The following is a 19,193-nucleotide window of genomic DNA, read 5'->3' on the forward strand; positions in this document are numbered from 1 at the left end:
CAGGTTTCTCTGTGTCCCAGCATCCTCAAAGAAAAGTGCCTAGTTTAATGTTCAAGTTGCTGCTTTAGCTCTGTTAGTTTTTAATATAAAAATATTGATTATACATTATTTTCAAAGATATGAGTTTATGTTACAGACTCCAGATTTCAGCAGACGGGTCGGTAAGGGACTCTTTTAATAGTTCCTATTGCCCGCGGTCTGATCAGGCTGATTCAACACATCGTTTGCGGTTATTGTAAGCTTCTGAAGCGGAATAAGCCATGATATCGTCGAGGGTAAGACCCTCCGGATAATACTCTTTTAACTGCTCTGTTATTTGTTCCTTTCGCATCTGAATTTATTTACAATTAGGATCCCAGCTTTTCACTCCAGCCTCAGGATTAGTTCCTACCATATTGGCTACTCTTGCAAGATTCGCGCTAAGCTGTGCGTTGATATAAATCTGCATTTCAGTCTTTATAAATGCCTGAATTTTGGCAGGCTACCTTAACCTTCTCTCAGTGATCATTACCTTTATAGATCCACATCGGCTCTGTTTGACCTGCCCGTTCAAAGCCGTTCTTTTTATAAAAGTCGATAGCATTTCCATCAGCAGTAAGCATCTGCATGTGAAAACCCTTATAAATCTCTTGCATTTTATCCATAATCAAACGCCCAACACCTTTGCCTTGATAGGAGGGTAGCACCAGGAGATGTGGATAATAAACCACGAGGTATCCATCGGAAATAGCATTCCCTAGGCCTACTAAAGTGGTACCATCCCATGCCGAAACTAAGGAATGCGAATTTAAGAGTGCTTTGATCAGTAGTTCTGGTTTATCGGCTGCACTCCATTTATTAGCTTGGTAGAGTTGCAGAATGTCATTTGCGTTCAAATCTCTATTAACACTTAGCTCTATGTTCATATAATATTCAGTAGCTTTCGTCAGTATATTTAAGTCTATGTTCTTCGTTCGTAAATATGCGAATATGTGAAAATCGAAGATTACAAACCATAAAAAACAAATTAGATTTTATTCCTTGTCAAATTTTCCAATATATTTCATACCGAGCATATCGGCAATTTTTTCACCATGCATTTCATTTGTGCCTTTTACAACAAGTTCAAGTATGGAATGGGCGGTGATCATTCTCAGCTCTTCAACTTTGAGAATCATCTTTTCGGCAATGTTGTAATCTTCTATTTGGAGAATCAGTATCTCGTCAAGTTTTTCGCCTTTTGAAGTATGGTAATAATTCAGTTTTATAATATCCTTTTTATTTAATGCCGCTTGTTGTAGAATATTCTTTTTATCAATTTTATTGTCTCCTATCCATAAATAATAAACCTCATAATGTGATAAAGACCGGTCAGAAAACTGAGCCAATTTCCCAATGTACTTTATCGTTTCAGAACGTGAGGCATCTATTTCATCTAGGTCATTGTCTTCAAAAGCTACAACAGCGTTAAAACCAATGAAACTATGTCCTCTTAATAATGTTTCTAACTCATTTTTATCTACACCAATATCATTTGCAATGGTTTTGATATTTAGAGAGTTCTTATAATATTTCATTATCATGAGATCTTCATTATAGTTATCCAAATGAACTTCCTTGCAAAAATCACAGCGTAACTCCGTATTTGGTTCTTTATCGTCCTCTCTGTTTCCCGTTGACGGTTCGTTGTCATAAACAGACCATGCTTCCAAATAGTCATTTTGATCCAGATATTTTTTTAATTCTTTCTCCATTTTAAACTTTCCGAACCATACATGTATTTTTTTCATCCTGTGAGGTAATTTAAGAATCTGAATTAGCAATGGTAAAGATAAAGCATTTTTGTATAGAAATTTTTCCCTTAATTACCTGAGAAACATCCTTGGGTATATTGGCTACAGTTTCCCGTAACCAATCCTACTTTCAAGCCAATACCTTAGCCTTACAGTTTGTAATAATCTTGAAAGTTTATTTCAGTGACCAAGAATGGCCAATATGGTTTCGGGCATTTGAGATATCAAAATCACCTAGATGCTAAAGATATTGATATCGATGACAACATTGGCACCACTGTCTTTAGCGATCTAGGAGTAAATAAAAAGTGATTAATTAACATGGCGACTACTACTAATAAAGTTTAAAGTGTTACACTTTTGTTCAATAATTGATCAGTTCGTGGCAATTTTTCTGGAGTTTCTCTATCTTAACCTAACAATTAACCACTTATAGATCAACTATGAAATCATTTATTTTGCCATTTTTATGGCTATGCTTTGTCGCGTGCAACAAAATAGCACCTTCAAAAGAAGAAGCTGAATTTCTGAAATCAGCAAACTCAACTGTCCAAGCTAATTTAAGCACAGCAGTAACTACTTATCCTTTGCCCAGCAGCCTGCCAAATCAGTACAAGTCAACGGCCTTTACAGTTAGTGCGGGTGGAAATCCAGTCGGCCTATATAACGCTGGAAATAACAGCTGGGGAAATAGCGTTAGTTATGGCTACTTTGATTTCAGCGGTACTGTATCGATATCGATTACCCCTTCCAGCGGCTTCAGCAGCTTCAAATTAGTGCCTTCATCATTGGGTATCACAGGGGTGAGATCCGGCAACACGATTACTTTCACACTCTCTCAGCCAACCAATATATCACTTGTATTAGACAACGATTACCAAGGAAAGGTACTGCATTTATTTGCCCAAGAGCCAGAAAGTAATATTCCATCAGCGACAGACCCCAATGTCTTGTATTATGGTCCGGGATATTACGATTTGAGCTCGCAGCCGCCACTAACTTTGAGTTCCGGAAAAACCTTATATATCGCCGGCGGAGCCGTTATCAGAGGAAGAGTAAAAATAGATAATGCGTCAAATGTGACAATAAGGGGGAGGGGCATTCTGCTCAACGATTACAACAGTCCAACGGATGATATCGCCCTGGCATTGGGCGCAGTAAGCAACTCGACTGTGAAAGATATCATTGTCAATCGAAACATAGGAAGCTGGACTTCTGCCATGCACAATTGTTCTTTTGTCAATGTAACTAATTATAAAGCTGTCAGCCCATATTTTGCCAGTTCCGATGGATTTAATATCAACAGCAGTCACGATATCACTTTTGATAAATCTTTTATCCACTCTGCAGACGATGCAGTCGCCATCAAAGGAATGTCGGATCAAATTCCCGCAAATTCACTGCCCGTTTATAATATAATCTACAAAAATGCACAATTATGGGCTGATGCAAATAACACCATTGGTATCGGCGCTGAAACACGCGCGGCCTATTTTCAGAACATTAAGTTTCAAAACATAGATATCCTATATAATTACGATGACAAAAATCACCCGGATGTTCTCCCTGATCGTTCCGCTATCAATATTTTCGCCTTACATGGCACCTATTTTAATGATATAACCTTTGAAGACATCCGTGTAGAAAGAGCAAAAAGACTAATAAATGTTCAGATGGATGAAACATTTTATTTTGGTTCGTTGACCGGAAACTGGAATTGGCCCGGAGCAATGACAAACATACTTTATAAGAATATTACGTCCACATCTGGCGGCAGTAACGAAATCAAATTGATCGGTTGGAATGACAGCCATCGTATTGAAGGAGTGACCCTAGAGAATGTTAAGATTAACGGTAACTATGTTAAAGATTTTAAAGATAGCCATTTGACCATGAATCAGTATGCGAATTCGGTCAAGATTGTCAGTCCATCCGGAACAGTTAATAGCGATGTCTATAATGCATCGACCGATTTTTCGCCGGTACAAGGAACCCGCAGGTGGTACTATAAATACTGGCAGGCAGGTATAGGTACAAATTTGATGAGCTGGAATCCGGACGGATCAAATCATTGGCGCGGTTCGAGTAGTTATGACGCTATATGGAACGGTAGCGGTAACATCTATATTCATCCCGATAATAGCCAGCCGATACTCGTTTGGAATGCGCCAAAATCGGGTACCGTAAAAATTACCGGATTGGTTCGTAAAAATGATATCGGGGGTGGGGATGGTGTAAACGTAAGCATTTGGAAAAATAATGTGATGGTCTGGCCATCAAGCAGCTGGCAGACTGTTGTTTATAATAATACCACTGGATTTTGGCATGATATTAATTTGCCTGTCACCTTTGGTGACGAATTATCCTTTCGTGTGGATCAGCGTTCCAATTCAGGCTGGGATACCACATACTGGAATCCAGAAATTGCATATCAATAAGCATTTTTGCTATCCATTTCAATCGTCAGGATTGAAATGGATAGTGACTATTTAGCCTTTCTATAGTGGCTTGGCGTTATACCAAAGAAATCCTTAAACTGCTTGCTAAAATAGTTTGCATTGGAATAGCCTAACTTATATGCAATTTCAGAAATGCTAAAAGATGGGTCTTTTAATAAGGTTTTAGCATAATCAAGTTTGACTTTAATAATGAAATCAGTAGGAGTGAGGTCTGTTATTTTTTTCAGCAATAGATACAGCTGGGTTCTGCTAATGCGCATTTCTTGCGCTAGTTGATGGACTGAAAAATTATTTTCCGCAATGTTTCTAACGATAATCTCCTGCACTTTTAAAATAAAAGTTTCCTCTTGTGAGTTTGCTTCTTCTTTAATTCGTAAAGGCTCCGCCTGACTGTAGTAATGGCGTAGCGTAGCTTTATTTTTTAATAAACTGCCCATTTTAGCCAGTAGCTCCTGTGTGCTGAAGGGTTTATTGATATAGCCATTTGCGGCTAATTCATAACTTTTGATTTTATTGGCAATCGTATCATAAGAAGTCATTAGGATAACCGGGATGTGTTTGGTCTTCGGGTTACTTTTCAAATGCTTGCATAATTCATATCCATCCATGATGGGCATCATAATATCGCTGATCACCATGTCGATCGGATTATTCCTAATGTATTCTAAAGCTTCCTGTCCATTGTGAGCGATGATGACATGGTAGGATTCCAGTAATTTATTTCTAAATAGTTCTGCCAGATCAGTATGATCTTCTACCAGAAGAATTTTATGCGTATTGCCTTCTGACGGAACATCAAATCTTATTTGGCTGTTATCAGTGTAAATCACGTCGTCTATGAGCTCAATTGTAGCATTTAATTCGAGATCAGGGTCATCCGGAAGCTCGGATGCAAAATTATCCACTGGTATAGTAAGTGTAAATTGTGTTCCAGTTTCAATGCTGCTCTTAACCTCAATCTGTGCGTTTATACGCTTTGTGAGACCTACAACCAAAGCTAGACCAATGCCATTATTGTCATAATAATTGCCGGTTGACTTTTGTCTGAAATAAGGTTCAAATATTTTTTCAATCTGGTCCTGTGGTATATAACTGCCCGTATTGCTTACATGAATAACAACTTCATTGGTGTCTTTGGAAACGCATAGTACAAGAGCTATCTGGCCACCCACCTCACAGTTTTTAAACGCATTGCTCAGCAGATTGCTGATTATTTTTTCCAGTTTGTCAAAGTCGAGGTCGACATTTACATCCATTGATGGGTTTTCAAATCGGTATTTGATGTTTTTACGGTCGAATAAAGGCGCAAACATCGAAAAGATATTTTGACAAAAGGTGGCCAGGTCTCCGTTAATGGTGTTTAATGGCAAATTACTGCTTTCAATTTCTCTAAATTCCATTAATTGACTTATCAGGAACGTAAGCCGTTTGATATTTTTTTGGGAGATGTCATATTTCTTGATGTTTTCAATCTTATGATTGGAAAAAAGGTCTTCCTGTATCGCCATTATAATAGCTAAGGGAGTCTTAAGTTCATGAGACATATAGGTGAAAAAATCAAGCTTACTTTTATTCAGTTCCTCTAATTTAGACGTTTCTACTTCAGCCAGTTTTATCTTCAAGATTTTCAAATGCCGTCTTTTTAAGAACTTTCTAAATAGGATGAGGGCCACAATCACCAATGCTCCATATACCCACAGCATAATATTGCTCAACAGGAAATGGGGTTTGATTTTGATCAGCATTTTTTTTGTGGCAATGATATTATTGTTCAAATCTACTAACTTAATATGGAGTTCGTAATTTTTTGATTTTAAGGAAGTAAAAGTTATTGTTCCTGAAGCTTTCGAAAGTTCATACCAACGTTTGTCAATGTCTTTTAAAGTATAAAATATGCGATAGTTTTCGCGGCTTTGCGGATCGAAATTTACTTGGTTCACCTCAATAGAAATCATATTTTGATCATAAGGGAGCACGATTTCATTCGTATGATCAATGCCTTTTTCAAAATACTTTTTGTTTCTAAGTTGGCTGATATTAAATATTTTAAAATCAGAAAAGTAGAGTAAAGGTTTATGTACTGGAAGCGGGTCGAGCTGTGGAGCCTTAAAAAAACATATTCCGTCAACAGAGCCAAAATATAAGGTGTCATTGTAATAGTAGGCAGAACGTTCGTTAAACCAGGACGTGTTTAAACCCCAGCTGACATTAAAATTTTTAATGGACCGGTCGGTATCAACACAGTACAAGCCATTTGTTGTTGATAGCCAGTACCGCTTCAAGTTGTCTTTCTTGATACCATGTATTTGAACATTGATTTTTCCTCGACCAGGATAAGGAAGTAGGTGACCATCTTTGTCAATAAAATAAAGGTAGTTTTGCTTTGTTCCTAAAAGGACATTTTCTCCATCAAGGAGCATCGAAAGAAATTGTATCCTATTTCCCTTATTCAGCTCTTTCTTATATATTTTAGTTGTCTTTTTGCTCCAATCATAACATACGATCTCATCGAGGCAGCAAATCCATATCAGATGATTGTTTACCATGATGTCATTGATCGTCGAGGTCGTTTTAAGTAGAGTTGTAAAATTATCTTTATGGCGGTCATATATGCTTACAAAACCATCTGTCCCCACAAGTAGATAATCCTGGTTGAAGTTTCGGATGGAGAATATTCTATTATTTGGTAAAGATGATGCGATGTTCTTATCATATTGATAATGCTTGATTTTACTTCCCTGATCAGTTAAATAGTATAAACCGTTTGATTCAGACCCAGCCCAAATATTTCCCTGAGCATCTTCTTCTAGTGATATGATATTATCACTGATTTTGTTTTTTTCCTGATTAAACCTTTTTATTACCTGTGATTGTCCATTGTATACATTTATCCCGATGGCGTTGGTTGCAACCCAAAGCTGTTTTTTAGATGACATGAGTATATTGTTGATTACGATTCCACGCGCTCTTTCGGGATTGGTGACGTGTAAAAAATCTAACCATGAATCATTTTTCGAGAGACAGAATGCTCCATTAAAATAAGTCCCCAATATCATGTCATCAAACTTACTTTTGTAGATTGCGCAGACTGTAGAATTAAGTTCATTGTCAAAGTTCTCTATTAACATCCGATATTCTGTATACTGGTTGATATAATCAAATACAGCGACACCTTTGTTATGTCCTATCCAAAGTCTACCCTCTGCGTCTTCGGCAATACTACATACATTTTGGATCTGTGCGGGTTGTGGTAGCTGCGCCTTAAATTTATTTTGGATGGGATCGAAGCGCAGGATACCGTGTCTTTTTGTTCCTACCCAGATCAGATTTTTGTTGTCACAGTACAGCGAGGTGATGAGCACATCCCTGTCATAGCTCTCGGCGAAATTAAAACTGGCTAAGACATTCCCTTTTTTGTCACATTTAGCAACGGTGGTAAAGGTCGCTCCCCATAGATTACCTTGATTATCCGCCTGAATCCTATTAAAATATACATGGTTATTGAGTATAGAAATTTTTTGTTCATCCCATTTGTATAACGTGTTGTTGCAGAGTATTACTACAGCATCTATTGTCAAGGCCAAGGCTTTCGACGTATTATGCAATTCGGCTTTGATCAATAGCCTATATTTATTGCTGTTGAAATCATAGCTATATATGCCATTGTCAGCAGCGATGATCATTTCCTGTTTAAATGACTTAATTTCGATGATTTTGCCCGGTTGAAAAGTAGAGTCACTTATCGACTTTGGATTACTCATTATGTGGGCGCCGTCATATAGGTTAATGCCATCGCTCGTTCCTATCCAGACACGCCCAATAGGGTCTTCAGAGATTGCGGTTACCCGATTTGAGAGAAGGCCATTTTCTTGTGTCAGCTTATTATATTTTCTGATATGCTGTGCATCCAGCCATAGGCAAGTAAACAGTAGATAACAAAATATGAAAAACGTTTTTAGAGTCATTTTCTTTAGGCTTTGCTTATTTGTCAAATAAACAACTATGTATAGATTAATAAATATAATATCGTTTATTTAATTGTAATATCGTTCAGTTCCTCAAAAAAAAATGATGAAAAATTAAATTCATCCATATTTAAACCATATTATCTTTTTTAGTTGGAATAACTCCTTATTTTCGGGACGATGTTACAGATCACACCTTGTTTTGTTGCATGAGATAACCAATAACCAAATTTTTGAAAGAGATGAACCGAAAAAAATTAAACCGTAGTATGCTCTATTTTCTCTTTGTTTTTATACTAGAGCCACCTCTCGTTCATGCGGCTTGGAGAACAAAAGCTATTTCTATAGATCGATATCGCGAACAGGAAATCCGCAGCGGGCGTGTCCTTGACACGCAGGGAATTCCACTCGCAGGTGCTAATATTAAAATAACGGGAACGCAGACAGGTACCAAGACCGATAGTGAGGGACGGTTTAGTATTAACGTTCGTTCTGGACAGCGTCTGCAAGTCTCATTTTTGGGTTATAAACAGACTGTTGTTCAGGTCGAATCTGGCATTGGAGAAATAATGGTCAAACTCGAGCAGGACAGTTTTGGACTACAAGATGTCGTTGTCGTAGGATTTGGAAAACAAAAAAAAGTAAATCTCACGGGGGCAGTCACATCTGTCTCAATGGCTGATATAGAAAGCCGTCCTATCACAAATGCTTCTATGGCGCTAGCTGGAAAAGTGGCCGGACTGCAAGTAACTCAAAGTTCAGGACAGCCAGGTGCTGATGGCGGTACCCTAACGATCCGCGGGATCGGTACATTGAACAATGCATCACCTTTGGTCATAATAGACGGGTTTGAAGCAGCAATTAATGATGTAGATCCCAAAGATATCGCCTCCATATCCGTACTAAAAGACGCTGCATCGGCATCTATATATGGCAATAAAGCGGCTAATGGTGTTATTTTGATTACGACAAAAAGGGGGCAGGAAGGAAAACTGAAAATAAAATATGATGGATACGCCGCAGTCCAACAAGTGACGCGGTATCCAAAATTGTTGAATTCCTATGATTATCTAACGCTACTGAATGAAGCGAAAATGAATTCAGGTTTCCAGCCGCAATATGGCGATGAATATATAAGTCATTATAAAGATATTAAAGACCCTGTGCGCTATAGGGATTACAATTGGGCAGATTTCTATTTTAAGCCTGCATTACAGCAAAACCATTATTTACAGCTTAGTGGCGGCAAGGAAAATATTGTTTATGCCATTTCCGCAGGATACCTCAACCAAAAAGGTATTGTTGAGGGGACAAATTACGATAGATATAATTTCCGATTCAATACCCAGCATTCATTTTTAAACAATAAAGCACATCTGGGGCTTACTGTGTCGGGCTATATTGGCAAGACAAAGGATCTGATTGAAGGAGCTGGAGCAACGATTGCCCGAATTACCCAAATGGCGCCGTTTGTAATCCCAAAGATAGAAGGTTACGGATGGACCGACTGGTTCTATAGCGATGCAATTAAAGAAGCAGGGGGAGGGCAGACATTTGATAATAGCAATTTAAATACAATCGCCAATTTGACTATTAACCTTACGCCCCGGCTCACATTTGAAAGTGCATTGAGCTATGTGACCAATAATGATCGGCAGCTATCTTATGCGCCAAATGTAGATCTATTTCTGGTAACCAGAGCCGCCGACGGAACCAGCATCATTGGAAAAAACAATTCTAGAGAATCTTCCATTAGCAAAAGCTCAAATAAATATGGTACTATTTCCAGCTGGGCAAACCTCAATTATCTTTATGACTTAGCAAAAGATCATCATTTTAAAGCTCTGGTAGGTTTTCAGCAATTTCAATGGAAAGGCAATTATTTCCAGACATCAATCAGGCGGCTGTCCGCCAATCTGCCTTATTTTAGTGTGGGCGACCCTTCCTCTACCAAAAATAATGATTGGGGAAGCAAGGAAACCTCCATTGGATTTTTCGGAAGGTTAAATTATGATTATAAGGGCAAATATCTATTTGAGGGCAACTTGCGGTACGATGGCGCTTCCAAATTTGCACGAGGCCATAAATGGGGGACATTTCCTTCATTTTCTGCTGGATGGCGTCTATCCCAAGAACGTTTTTTCAAGAATATTACCTTCGTTCAGGATCTAAAGATAAGGGGATCATGGGGGATACTCGGCAACCAAAATATTGGTAACCCCTATGCTGGTGCTGATATATTAGCATTGGGAGGAAGGCAGAACAATTATATTTTTAACAATATCGACAACGTAGGCGCTGCAGTCTCGGTGATCGCCAACAAGGGGCTTACTTGGGAACAGACGACACAGACTAACATCGGTATCGATCTACAGATTTTTAAGGATTTTAGTGTAACAGCCGACTACTATATTAAAAATACAAGTGCTATTTTGCTACAACTGCCTATTTCCAGTACATTTGGTTTTACAGAAGTCCCCTTTCAGAATGCTGGTAAAATACGCAATAAAGGACTTGAGGTGGCGCTGGGATACCATAAGAAAATCAATGAATGGCTCTTCAAGGCCAATGTAGCCGTCGCCCACAATCAGAATCGTGTCACTGATCTGAAGGGAATGAGTCCAATTATTTTCGACGGTGCAATATTAAAAGAAGGCGTAGAGTCCACTTCGTTATTTGGATACGATACCGAAGGTATATATCAGAGTGAAAGTGAGATTCAGCAGCACCTCCGGACCTTCGATGAGGATGGGTATTCCTTGTTAAATTCATACGCAGGCCTGAGAGCTCAACCCGGAGATGTTAGGCTGAAGGATCAGAATGGTGATCGTATTATAAATGATAAGGATAAGGTGGTTTTGGGGCATACTTCTCCAGACTATATATTTTCTGCAGACCTTAATGTTCAATACAAGGCTTTTGAGCTGCGTACTCTTTTGGAGGGTACGCAGGGGGGCAGGGGATGGAGTGCAGGACAGCTCGTTACACCATTTTTTAACGGTGGGTATAATGGGGCTAGTTGGCTTATGGACAGGTGGACACCTGAGCAGCCCAATAATACCTATCAACGTGTTTACTTTGACAATCAACGAAGCAATTTAAAGTCCAGTTATTTCGTAGAAGACCTCTCATACATTCGGGTCAAAAACATAGAATTCAGTTACAGCCTGGCTGATCAGGCACTTCGTAGGCTTTCGATCCAAGGCTGTAGATTTTTTATAAGCGGACAAAATTTGCTGACTTTGACAAACTATAAAGGTTTTGACCCTGAAGCTTCGGGCAATCCGAGAGAAGGGACAAGGATCGGAAACTATCCGCAAGTAAAAACCTACACCGTTGGCGTGAATTTGACATTCTAAACTAATCGACATGAACTCAAAACTATTGCTTTATACATTTATTATTTCAGGAATGCTATCCGCTTCCTGCCAAAATTATCTGGATACGGTTCCCGAGGACAAAGTAACCCCTGAAAGCTTTCTGACAGGAGCGGAGCAAGCTAACACGCTATTAAACGGAGTATACAATCAATTGTACTATGACAGTCCTGATAAGATGGTTCCTTATGTCTACGACAATATGAGTGATAATTCCTTCAATTCGCATTCCTGGGATCCTGCGCCACAATTTGCGTCTGGTACACAGACGGGTGACAGTGATTTCACATTGGTCAAATGGAAATATAACTTTAGAGGTATCTCACGTGCAAATTCATTGCTCAAAGGGCTCGCTGGCGCAGATGCGATCACTAATTCGGACAAGGCTAAAATAAGTGCTGAAGCGCGTTTTTTAAGAGCGTATTACTATTTTGACCTGGTCTGTTTTTACGGCGAGGTACCCATTTTAGACGAACAAACCGTTTTAAACAATCCCGAACGGGGCAAATTGGATGCGGTACTATCGGTTATAAACAACGATCTTGATTATGCCATAGACCAGCTTCCGGTCGCATTAGGAGGAGAGCGTGCATCCAAAGGCGCGGCTTTGATGCTGAAACTTCGGGTGGCCGAATGGATGAACAAGCCCGAGCTAGTCATTTCCCTGGCCCAACAGATACAAAAACTGGGTTATCAGCTGTATCCTAATTACTTTGAGCTTTTTCAGCCAGCCGGTATTGAGCAAAAAGATAACCCCGAGATTATCTTTAAGATCAACTATGCCAAAGATCTGCAGAGCAGCGAGGTTTCTAAAATCTTTGGCAATTGGAACAACTTTACGCCGACTCTCCAGATGGTTGATAGTTATTATACTACGAATGGATATCCAATCCGTGACATCCGTACCACCGATGGTGTATTTATTGCAGGCGACCCCAGTTATAATAAAGACCGCCCTTTTGACAATCGTGATCCGCGGTTGCAGCTATCCATCGTTGTTCCCGGTTCCGAGTTTAGGTTAGATGGCCAAAGTTGGTATCAGGCACATTACGTACCGGCCAATTGGGATGTCGTCACATCTTTTACAGTCCGTAAGTTTGTTGACCCCTATCTCAAAACATTGACCAATGAAACTACAGATCGAATTGTAATGCGTTATGCAGAAGTGTTGCTTGCCTGGGCTGAGGCAGAGAATCAGCTTCATGGCCCGACAGCTCAAGTTTACGAACTGCTCGACAGAGTAAGATCACGTGTTGGGATGGTGAAAGTATCTCAAGCAATGCCCAATATTTCCCAAGCCGTTATGACAGAAGTAATTCGCAATGAGAGACGTGTAGAGTTTTTTGCGGAGGGAAGGCGATGGTTTGATGTTCGACGTTGGAAAATAGCCGAAACCGTTATGGTCGATGCATTGGGTTATGATAAATCCAAGCTTTCCTGGTATTCGGACGGCAACATTACAACCTACTGGCAGTATATCCCTATTGTCGTTGACCGTAGGTCTTTTAATCCCAACAGAGATTATCTCTGGCCGATACCGAATGAAGAGCTCAATGCTAACCCCAATATTAAACAGAACTCAGGATACTAATCGTTCAATTATCGTAAAACTGAAACGAATGAAAACACAATATATCTATTTTTTCATGCTCCTCTTATTCATTTCCTGTAAAGAAGAGATAGCGTATGTTAACCCTACTTGGGTACAACAGCTGTTACCGATGAATAGCACACAAATAAAAATTGATTATTTTGACAATGAGACGATGCAGGAATTCAGCTGGGTACAGCGGGAAGGAGCTACCTATACGTTAATGTTGGACGTTGACGAGAATTTTGGCAATCCAATCCGTTACGAAGTTGGAGCAAAAGCCAGCTATAAAATTACCAATCAGGAATTTTTAGATGATCTGAAGAGATTAAACCCATCATTTAAAAATTCAGGTCGTTTTTTTTGGAAGCTAGAACAGCGAAATCAAGGAAAAGTCGAGAGCGTATGGCGCTATTTTGATGCTTTGGTTTCAGTATCCAGCTTTGTAGACCCCCGGGATCAAGAACATTATAAGGCACTACAATTTGTCTTGCCAGGCGGCAAGCTTGTTACTATGATGTCGGAGAACCTTAGGGCAACAGTATATGCAGACGGTACAGCCCTTCCGCTACTTCGAAAACTAGCACCTGAAGACAGTCCAGCTGCTATTCGTAATCTTGCCGGTGGATTTTATCCATGGGGTACAGTCGTCCGTGATGAAGCCATCGCAAGGGAGAAAACCCTGGCTGGCGAAAATATTCAGGGCATTTGTCCAGATGGCTGGCATGTTCCTGCGTTAGCAGAGTGGAAAGAAGTCATCAATTACCTCGGACCAAATTCAGGTAATAAAGTCAAAAACCCACAGTTCTGGATTCAAAATGGAGCAATTACAGATGAGGTCAAATTCAATATTGTGCCCTCGGGATTTTATTGGAATGAAGGACTTTCGTTTCTCACCGATCCGGGGACTATGTGCGGATTCTGGACTTCATCGCCGGCCTTAAAAGGGTATCAATATTCTTGGGAAACACTTTCAGCAGACCGCGCGGGTGAAGCATCAGCGGTGATTATTTACAATGATCCAGGTAATCCAGATATCAATACACAATCGAGGAGCAGCGCCGGCGGAGGTAATTTTCACTACAATGTACGTTGTATCATGAACTAATTTAAGTTAGCCATTATGAAAAATAAAATATATATCAGTTTCGCTTTCCTTAGCATCAATCTGTTTTTTTCCTGCAAAAACGATAATGAATTTTATGAGGTCGGCTTTCAGCCGACCGTATTGCTCAAACCGGTGGCAGATTCACTGGTTATATTGGATAAGAATAATCCAAGTATGCTGGTCGGATTCGAGTATTTTTCGAAGAGACCCTATATAGATTACAATCTTCTTCTTGCTGTAGATCCCGCACTTACCACTGAAAGAAAAGTGATATCTGCCGGAGTAGGTGAAAAATATTTTTTGACTCACTTTGTGCTGGATTCGCTGATGAATACAATGCATTTTAAATTAGGTGAACAAGGAGATATTTATTGGAAAGTTGAAGCTAAAAACTCCGAGTTCAGCTCGACTGATGAGGTACGGCGCTTAAAAGTACAGCGGTTTAAATAATGATTAACCATAGACTTAAAAATAGAAATTGTGAATAGAAAGTATATTCCAAAGATGCTCTTATTCTTCATTGGCTCAGTTTTGTTGGCCGGGATTCTAACAGGCTTTAAGTGGATGTCTGATCAAAATGATGAAAAGATAACGATCGTTATGTTTGGTGATTCGATTACCAAAGGGGGAGATTGGGCAACATTGTTAGGACGTAGCGACGTCAAAAATAGCGGTTTCCCTGGGTTTACCACCTCACATCTGGTCTGGCTATTAAAGGAAAACGTTATTGATTTAAACCCTCGCGTATGTTTTCTCGAGGGCGGTATTAATGACATCGGTGTGGGGATCCCTTTGGAACGTACCAAGAGCAATTACCGTTCGCTCATAGATGGGCTGAAAGAACATCAGATTGTACCCGTCGTCCAGTCCATTTTGTACCAACAGGATAATCCGGAGAGTAAGGTTCAGGTCGATAGCCTCAACAGCTATTTGAATGCCTATTGTCAAAGCAAAGGAGTTTACTATTTGGATATAAATGGCAAACTTAGCTCATCGAAAGGTCTCAACGCGCAATATACGACCGATGGCACACATATCAACCAAGAAGCTTATGGGATATGGGCGAGCGAAGTTAAGAATCTTTTAAAATCTATATTATAGTATTGATCTTATAAGCCGTTTTTTATGACACGATTAACCTTTTTCAGGCTTGGAATACTGGTTCAATTACTGTTAGGTTGGACAGATTTAAATGCAAAAATTATAAACGTTACGCATTTTGCAGTGCTACCGAATGACGGGCAAGACGACCGTCGGGCTTTACAGTTGATTTTTGATCGTCTCCAAGATGGTGATAAAGTATACTTTCCTGCGGGAACCTACTCGTTTTCATCGTCATTGAGACTTTCCGGTAAAATCGGAATTGAGATCTATGGTAGCCCCGGGACGAATACATCCACGCTTATGGCTACCGGGTTCGATCCGTTCAGTTCCAATGTCAGCTGGAATAGTTTATTGGAAGTCAGCGACTGTAAAGATCTTATTATGCACGACCTTTTTATTGATGTCGACCGGCCCGTAAGTATCAATGGCACTGTCGTAGGGACTTGCGATAGTCCGGAAGGGTCATTCTATGTTCTTGATCTTTTACCTGAGTTTTCTGGATATGTGGATCGTTTAGCTGAGCTCAAGATCATGCATCAGCTCAGCTATAATGCCGATGGAACACCCAATTATCATATTTCCACACATTGTGATCTTAAGAATGGAAATTGGCCACACATCGAAAAGCTAAGTACCTTACGTCTGAAAATTTATAATGATGAGGCTCATAAACTCAGTAAAGGCGAACTTATCAATCTGAGACTAAAGATTACCGGCAATCCCTGCTTTAGTTTTTTAGGTGTCAATACATTAATATTGCGCGATATCACCATCTGGCAATGGCCTGCATTTGCGATGTACGTATCAGATCTAGCCGATAGTCGTCATCGCTCCAGGGATATGACGCTGGAGCGTATTCGTATGAAACCCAAACCAACTTCTGGGCGTTTGATGTCGGTTAGTGCGGATGGCATACATGTAGCCTCAATGGCGGGTACGTTTAAGGCCGAGCATTGTGAATTTGTTGGACTGGGCGATGATGCCATTAATATACACAGTCGTTTGTGCCATATCGGCAAGATCGGTGCTGACTCAGTTTTATTGATCAATGGTTGGACGAAAGCTCCCGTCGAAGATGATTGGGCTTTCAAGGATGATGTTATCGAATTTTTGGACGGTAAAACAGGCTTGCCCAAGGGCAAAGCAAAGGTCAAGTTTCGCGGCAAAGGACAGTATCAATTAAAATCTATCCCAAAGAATGTCAATGTAGGCGATTTTGCTGCAAAAGACACACGCACACCGTCGACCATTATACGGGATTGCATGGTTTCAAACAGCCGTGCTCGCGGATTTGTAGTTCAGTCCAAGAAAGTTGTGATCAGCAATAATAAAATATGGAATATTTCTGGTCCGGCGATCTTACTTTCCTGTGATATGGAGCGCTGGTTTGAAGCGACAACCGTGAAAAAGGCCACTATAACAGGCAACAGGATAGATAATTGCGGTAACTACCTCAGATGGGACGATACCCTGACAGGTTATGGCGCCATAGCCGTTAAGACAGGACATGAAATAGGAGGGATTGACAAGCCCGCGGGGGTACATCACAATATTACTATCCAGGCAAATACGATCAACGACTGTGCAAATTCGGCGATCTTTGTATCTTCGACTGATGGCATTAAAATAACAAAAAATCGAATCTATAACTGTAGTAATCGTTCCAGTATTCCATATTACGGAAATTATGCGATCTACCTGAAAAATTGTGTCAATGAGCAAGTTTTTGACAATGGCTTTAATCAGGTTAAAAAACTATTAGGAAAAGATTGACCTATATAAATTGAAATAGCGTGGGTCAAGGTAGTTTTACCGATAAATAATATCCCAATTATCGCTGCAAATGTTAACTTTACCTGGGTGGTAGTGTCGGTAAATGGCTTTTAAATTAGGCAATATAACTATGGTGAGCCATTTTAAAGGATATACAACAATTCTCAATAAAATGATAAAAAAAGCAGTGCATGAAAATTTAGGCGAAATAGTACAAGTACTTGAAGAAGTAAAAGTCCATATGCTAAATAAAGGAATAGATCAATGGGATGAAGAATATCCAAATAGACTTATTCTGGCCCAGGATATTGACAATTGCGAAGCCTTTATCTATGAGGATAAAGGCGAGTTATTAGCCTATATGACACTTAACGAGAAATACGACGATGAATATAACGACTTAGACTGGAAAACATCATCACCCTTTATTGTTGTCCATCGGTTATTTGTCAAGCCGGCTGCCCAGGGGCGTGGTATTTCAAGCAAAATGATTGAATATGTGGAGCAATATGCTTCCATTTGTTCTTATAGATCCATTCGGCTGGATGCATACTCCTTAAATAACACTGCGAATGTGGTTTATTTAAAGAAAGGATATGCGCAGGTTGGGGAAGTTTATTTTCGAAAGGGAAAATTCTATTGCTATGAGAAGGCTATTGAGGGGAGTTAACAAAGAATTTAAAATTATGAATTTAAGGGAAGCTAAAGTAGAAGATATTCCGCAAATACAGATAGTAAGAAATGCTGTGAAAGAAAATACACTATCAGACCCTAGCCTGGTAACGAATCAGGACTGTGAAGATTTTATCACAAAGCGGGGAAAGGGTTGGGTATTTGAAATTGATAACAGCATAGTTGGTTTTTCAATTGTCGACCTTATCGATAATAATATCTGGGCCTTATTTGTACATCCTGGTTATGACAAGAATGGAATAGGGAAACAGCTGCATGAAATCATGATTGACTGGTACTTCTCAAAAACAAAAGAAACAGTCTGATTGGGGACAGCACCCGGAACAAGAGCAGAAGCATTCTATAGAAAAGCAGGGTGGACGGAGATAGGTATACATGGCAAGGGAGAAGTTAAATTTGAGATGCCGTTTGAAAAATGGCTGGTTATTCGGGTGTAGCCAAGACGAAGTCGAGACTGTAACGTAACTGGGAAAACAATGGCGGAAATATTTAAGCCATCATATTTATTTCAATGGAAATTTGGTAAGTTTAGAGCCAATATAATAGTAAAAGATGCACCAGTTATTTCTTTGTCAATTTAAAGGAGAAGAGTATTTATCAATCAGTAGCTTTGAAGAGGTAATGGCTATTGTGGAGCGTTATAAACCAGAAAACTGGAACGAATTTGAAAAGTACCTGCGACGTGATGATCCTCCTGGCTATAATGAGTATCTTGCTGAATTGTATGATGTAAGCTTGCCCTTCAATAAAAAAAAATTAAAAACATTAACGATAGATTGTTATAAGGATAAGACTCTTGATAATCTTTTGTTTGAACAATTACAGCATTTTAAATTTCAAATAATTAGCTTTTCAGAATCCTTATTGGATATTGAGCTACCTAAGAATGTACTGGAGGTAAGACAACTCTATTGCAATGGGAAATCGACAAAGGGAATCATCGATTTAAGTAAATTTACTAGGCTTGAAGAAATCCATATTTTGGATTTTAATAAAAGTATTAAATTCGAAAATCACGGTAATTCTGTAAAGCATATTACATTATGGTTTTTCAACCCGACAAACAAATCGATTGAATCGATCGTGGATGCTTTTCCATATGTGGAAGAAATATTGATCCATCATACTAATGTGCAAAGTTTGGAAGGTATCGAGAAGCTCAAAAATCTAAGAACACTTCGTATCGACTACGGCAGAAACTTACAATCTGTCAAGGAGGTAAACGAATGTGATCACATCGAAATGGTTATTTTCAATAATTGTAGAAAAATAGATGATTTAGAGCAGATAGAAAAGAGTCCAAATCGGACTGTCCTGCATACTAGATTCCCAGGGTAATTAAAAAAAAATA

General features: G+C 39.3%; 14 protein-coding genes. 10 read left to right on the top strand and 4 right to left on the bottom strand.

The window, feature by feature from the left end:
* Window positions 1-202: 202 nt before the first annotated feature.
* From GVK91_RS27685 to GVK91_RS26280, 3 genes are all read right to left on the bottom strand, one after another.
* Window positions 203-331 (bottom strand): hypothetical protein, encoded by a 129-nt coding sequence (locus tag GVK91_RS27685; RefSeq protein WP_262886228.1) that lies wholly within the window; start codon window positions 329-331, stop codon window positions 203-205.
* Between the two features lie 166 nt (window positions 332-497).
* Window positions 498-905 (bottom strand): GNAT family N-acetyltransferase, encoded by a 408-nt coding sequence (locus GVK91_RS26275; RefSeq protein ID WP_159732337.1) that lies wholly within the window; start codon window positions 903-905, stop codon window positions 498-500.
* A gap of 108 nt (window positions 906-1,013) precedes the next feature.
* Window positions 1,014-1,769 (bottom strand): immunity 22 family protein, encoded by a 756-nt coding sequence (locus GVK91_RS26280; RefSeq protein ID WP_159732342.1) that lies wholly within the window; start codon window positions 1,767-1,769, stop codon window positions 1,014-1,016.
* A gap of 446 nt (window positions 1,770-2,215) precedes the next feature.
* Between GVK91_RS26280 and GVK91_RS26285 the strand changes: the two genes are divergently transcribed.
* Complete coding sequence (locus GVK91_RS26285) at window positions 2,216-4,210, top strand: glycosyl hydrolase family 28 protein (RefSeq protein ID WP_159732345.1); 1,995 nt, start codon at window positions 2,216-2,218, stop codon at window positions 4,208-4,210.
* Between the two features lie 47 nt (window positions 4,211-4,257).
* On the opposite strand, the gene GVK91_RS26290 is transcribed toward GVK91_RS26285, so the two are convergent.
* Window positions 4,258-8,196 (bottom strand): response regulator, encoded by a 3,939-nt coding sequence (locus GVK91_RS26290; RefSeq protein ID WP_159732348.1) that lies wholly within the window; start codon window positions 8,194-8,196, stop codon window positions 4,258-4,260.
* A 242-nt stretch (window positions 8,197-8,438) separates the two neighbouring features.
* Between GVK91_RS26290 and GVK91_RS26295 the strand changes: the two genes are divergently transcribed.
* The 9 genes from GVK91_RS26295 to GVK91_RS26335 all read left to right on the top strand — a co-directional run bounded on the left by GVK91_RS26295 (window position 8,439) and on the right by GVK91_RS26335 (window position 19,180).
* A complete protein-coding gene (locus GVK91_RS26295) occupies window positions 8,439-11,555 on the top strand; it encodes a TonB-dependent receptor (RefSeq protein ID WP_159732351.1) in 3,117 nt (1,038 codons plus the stop codon).
* A 10-nt stretch (window positions 11,556-11,565) separates the two neighbouring features.
* Window positions 11,566-13,164, top strand: coding sequence for a RagB/SusD family nutrient uptake outer membrane protein (locus tag GVK91_RS26300; RefSeq protein WP_159732354.1), 1,599 nt, complete (start codon window positions 11,566-11,568; stop codon window positions 13,162-13,164).
* A gap of 28 nt (window positions 13,165-13,192) precedes the next feature.
* Window positions 13,193-14,272, top strand: a complete 1,080-nt coding sequence (locus GVK91_RS26305; RefSeq protein WP_159732359.1) for a fibrobacter succinogenes major paralogous domain-containing protein — start codon at window positions 13,193-13,195, stop codon at window positions 14,270-14,272.
* 15 nt (window positions 14,273-14,287) lie between these two features.
* Entirely contained in the window at window positions 14,288-14,722 is a 435-nt protein-coding gene (locus GVK91_RS26310; protein WP_159732362.1) for a hypothetical protein, read from the top strand.
* Window positions 14,723-14,752: 30 nt separating this feature from the next.
* A complete protein-coding gene (locus GVK91_RS26315) occupies window positions 14,753-15,373 on the top strand; it encodes a GDSL-type esterase/lipase family protein (RefSeq protein ID WP_159732365.1) in 621 nt (206 codons plus the stop codon).
* A gap of 24 nt (window positions 15,374-15,397) precedes the next feature.
* Entirely contained in the window at window positions 15,398-17,149 is a 1,752-nt protein-coding gene (locus GVK91_RS26320; protein ID WP_159732368.1) for a right-handed parallel beta-helix repeat-containing protein, read from the top strand.
* 172 nt (window positions 17,150-17,321) lie between these two features.
* Window positions 17,322-17,819 (top strand): GNAT family N-acetyltransferase, encoded by a 498-nt coding sequence (locus GVK91_RS26325; RefSeq protein WP_159732372.1) that lies wholly within the window; start codon window positions 17,322-17,324, stop codon window positions 17,817-17,819.
* Window positions 17,820-17,835: 16 nt separating this feature from the next.
* The gene (locus GVK91_RS26330; protein ID WP_228280217.1) at window positions 17,836-18,147 is read left to right on the top strand and encodes a GNAT family N-acetyltransferase; all 312 of its coding nucleotides are present in this window, start codon (window positions 17,836-17,838) and stop codon (window positions 18,145-18,147) included.
* A gap of 247 nt (window positions 18,148-18,394) precedes the next feature.
* Window positions 18,395-19,180 carry a hypothetical protein gene (locus tag GVK91_RS26335; RefSeq protein ID WP_159732375.1) on the top strand — a complete coding sequence of 262 codons (786 nt, stop codon included), beginning with the start codon at window positions 18,395-18,397 and terminating at the stop codon, window positions 19,178-19,180.
* The last annotated feature ends 13 nt before the right edge of the window (window positions 19,181-19,193 follow it).

Origin of the sequence: Sphingobacterium sp. 18053 (genome assembly GCF_902706145.1) — a bacterium.
In the GTDB taxonomy this organism is placed as follows: domain Bacteria; phylum Bacteroidota; class Bacteroidia; order Sphingobacteriales; family Sphingobacteriaceae; genus Sphingobacterium; species Sphingobacterium paramultivorum.

Bases quoted from the DNA above. Each gene is read 5' to 3' on its own strand.
- GVK91_RS26325 (WP_159732372.1), top strand. From the start codon at position 17,322: ATGATAAAAAAAGCAGTGCATGAAAATTTAGGCGAAATAGTACAAGTA.
- GVK91_RS26285 (WP_159732345.1), top strand. From the start codon at position 2,216: ATGAAATCATTTATTTTGCCATTTTTATGGCTATGCTTTGTCGCGTGC.
- GVK91_RS26280 (WP_159732342.1), bottom strand. From the start codon at position 1,769: ATGAAAAAAATACATGTATGGTTCGGAAAGTTTAAAATGGAGAAAGAA.
- GVK91_RS26275 (WP_159732337.1), bottom strand. From the start codon at position 905: ATGAACATAGAGCTAAGTGTTAATAGAGATTTGAACGCAAATGACATT.
- GVK91_RS26305 (WP_159732359.1), top strand. From the start codon at position 13,193: ATGAAAACACAATATATCTATTTTTTCATGCTCCTCTTATTCATTTCC.
- GVK91_RS26330 (WP_228280217.1), top strand. From the start codon at position 17,836: ATGAATTTAAGGGAAGCTAAAGTAGAAGATATTCCGCAAATACAGATA.
- GVK91_RS26310 (WP_159732362.1), top strand. From the start codon at position 14,288: ATGAAAAATAAAATATATATCAGTTTCGCTTTCCTTAGCATCAATCTG.
- GVK91_RS26295 (WP_159732351.1), top strand. From the start codon at position 8,439: ATGAACCGAAAAAAATTAAACCGTAGTATGCTCTATTTTCTCTTTGTT.
- GVK91_RS26290 (WP_159732348.1), bottom strand. From the start codon at position 8,196: ATGACTCTAAAAACGTTTTTCATATTTTGTTATCTACTGTTTACTTGC.
- GVK91_RS27685 (WP_262886228.1), bottom strand. From the start codon at position 331: ATGCGAAAGGAACAAATAACAGAGCAGTTAAAAGAGTATTATCCGGAG.
- GVK91_RS26320 (WP_159732368.1), top strand. From the start codon at position 15,398: ATGACACGATTAACCTTTTTCAGGCTTGGAATACTGGTTCAATTACTG.
- GVK91_RS26335 (WP_159732375.1), top strand. From the start codon at position 18,395: ATGCACCAGTTATTTCTTTGTCAATTTAAAGGAGAAGAGTATTTATCA.
- GVK91_RS26300 (WP_159732354.1), top strand. From the start codon at position 11,566: ATGAACTCAAAACTATTGCTTTATACATTTATTATTTCAGGAATGCTA.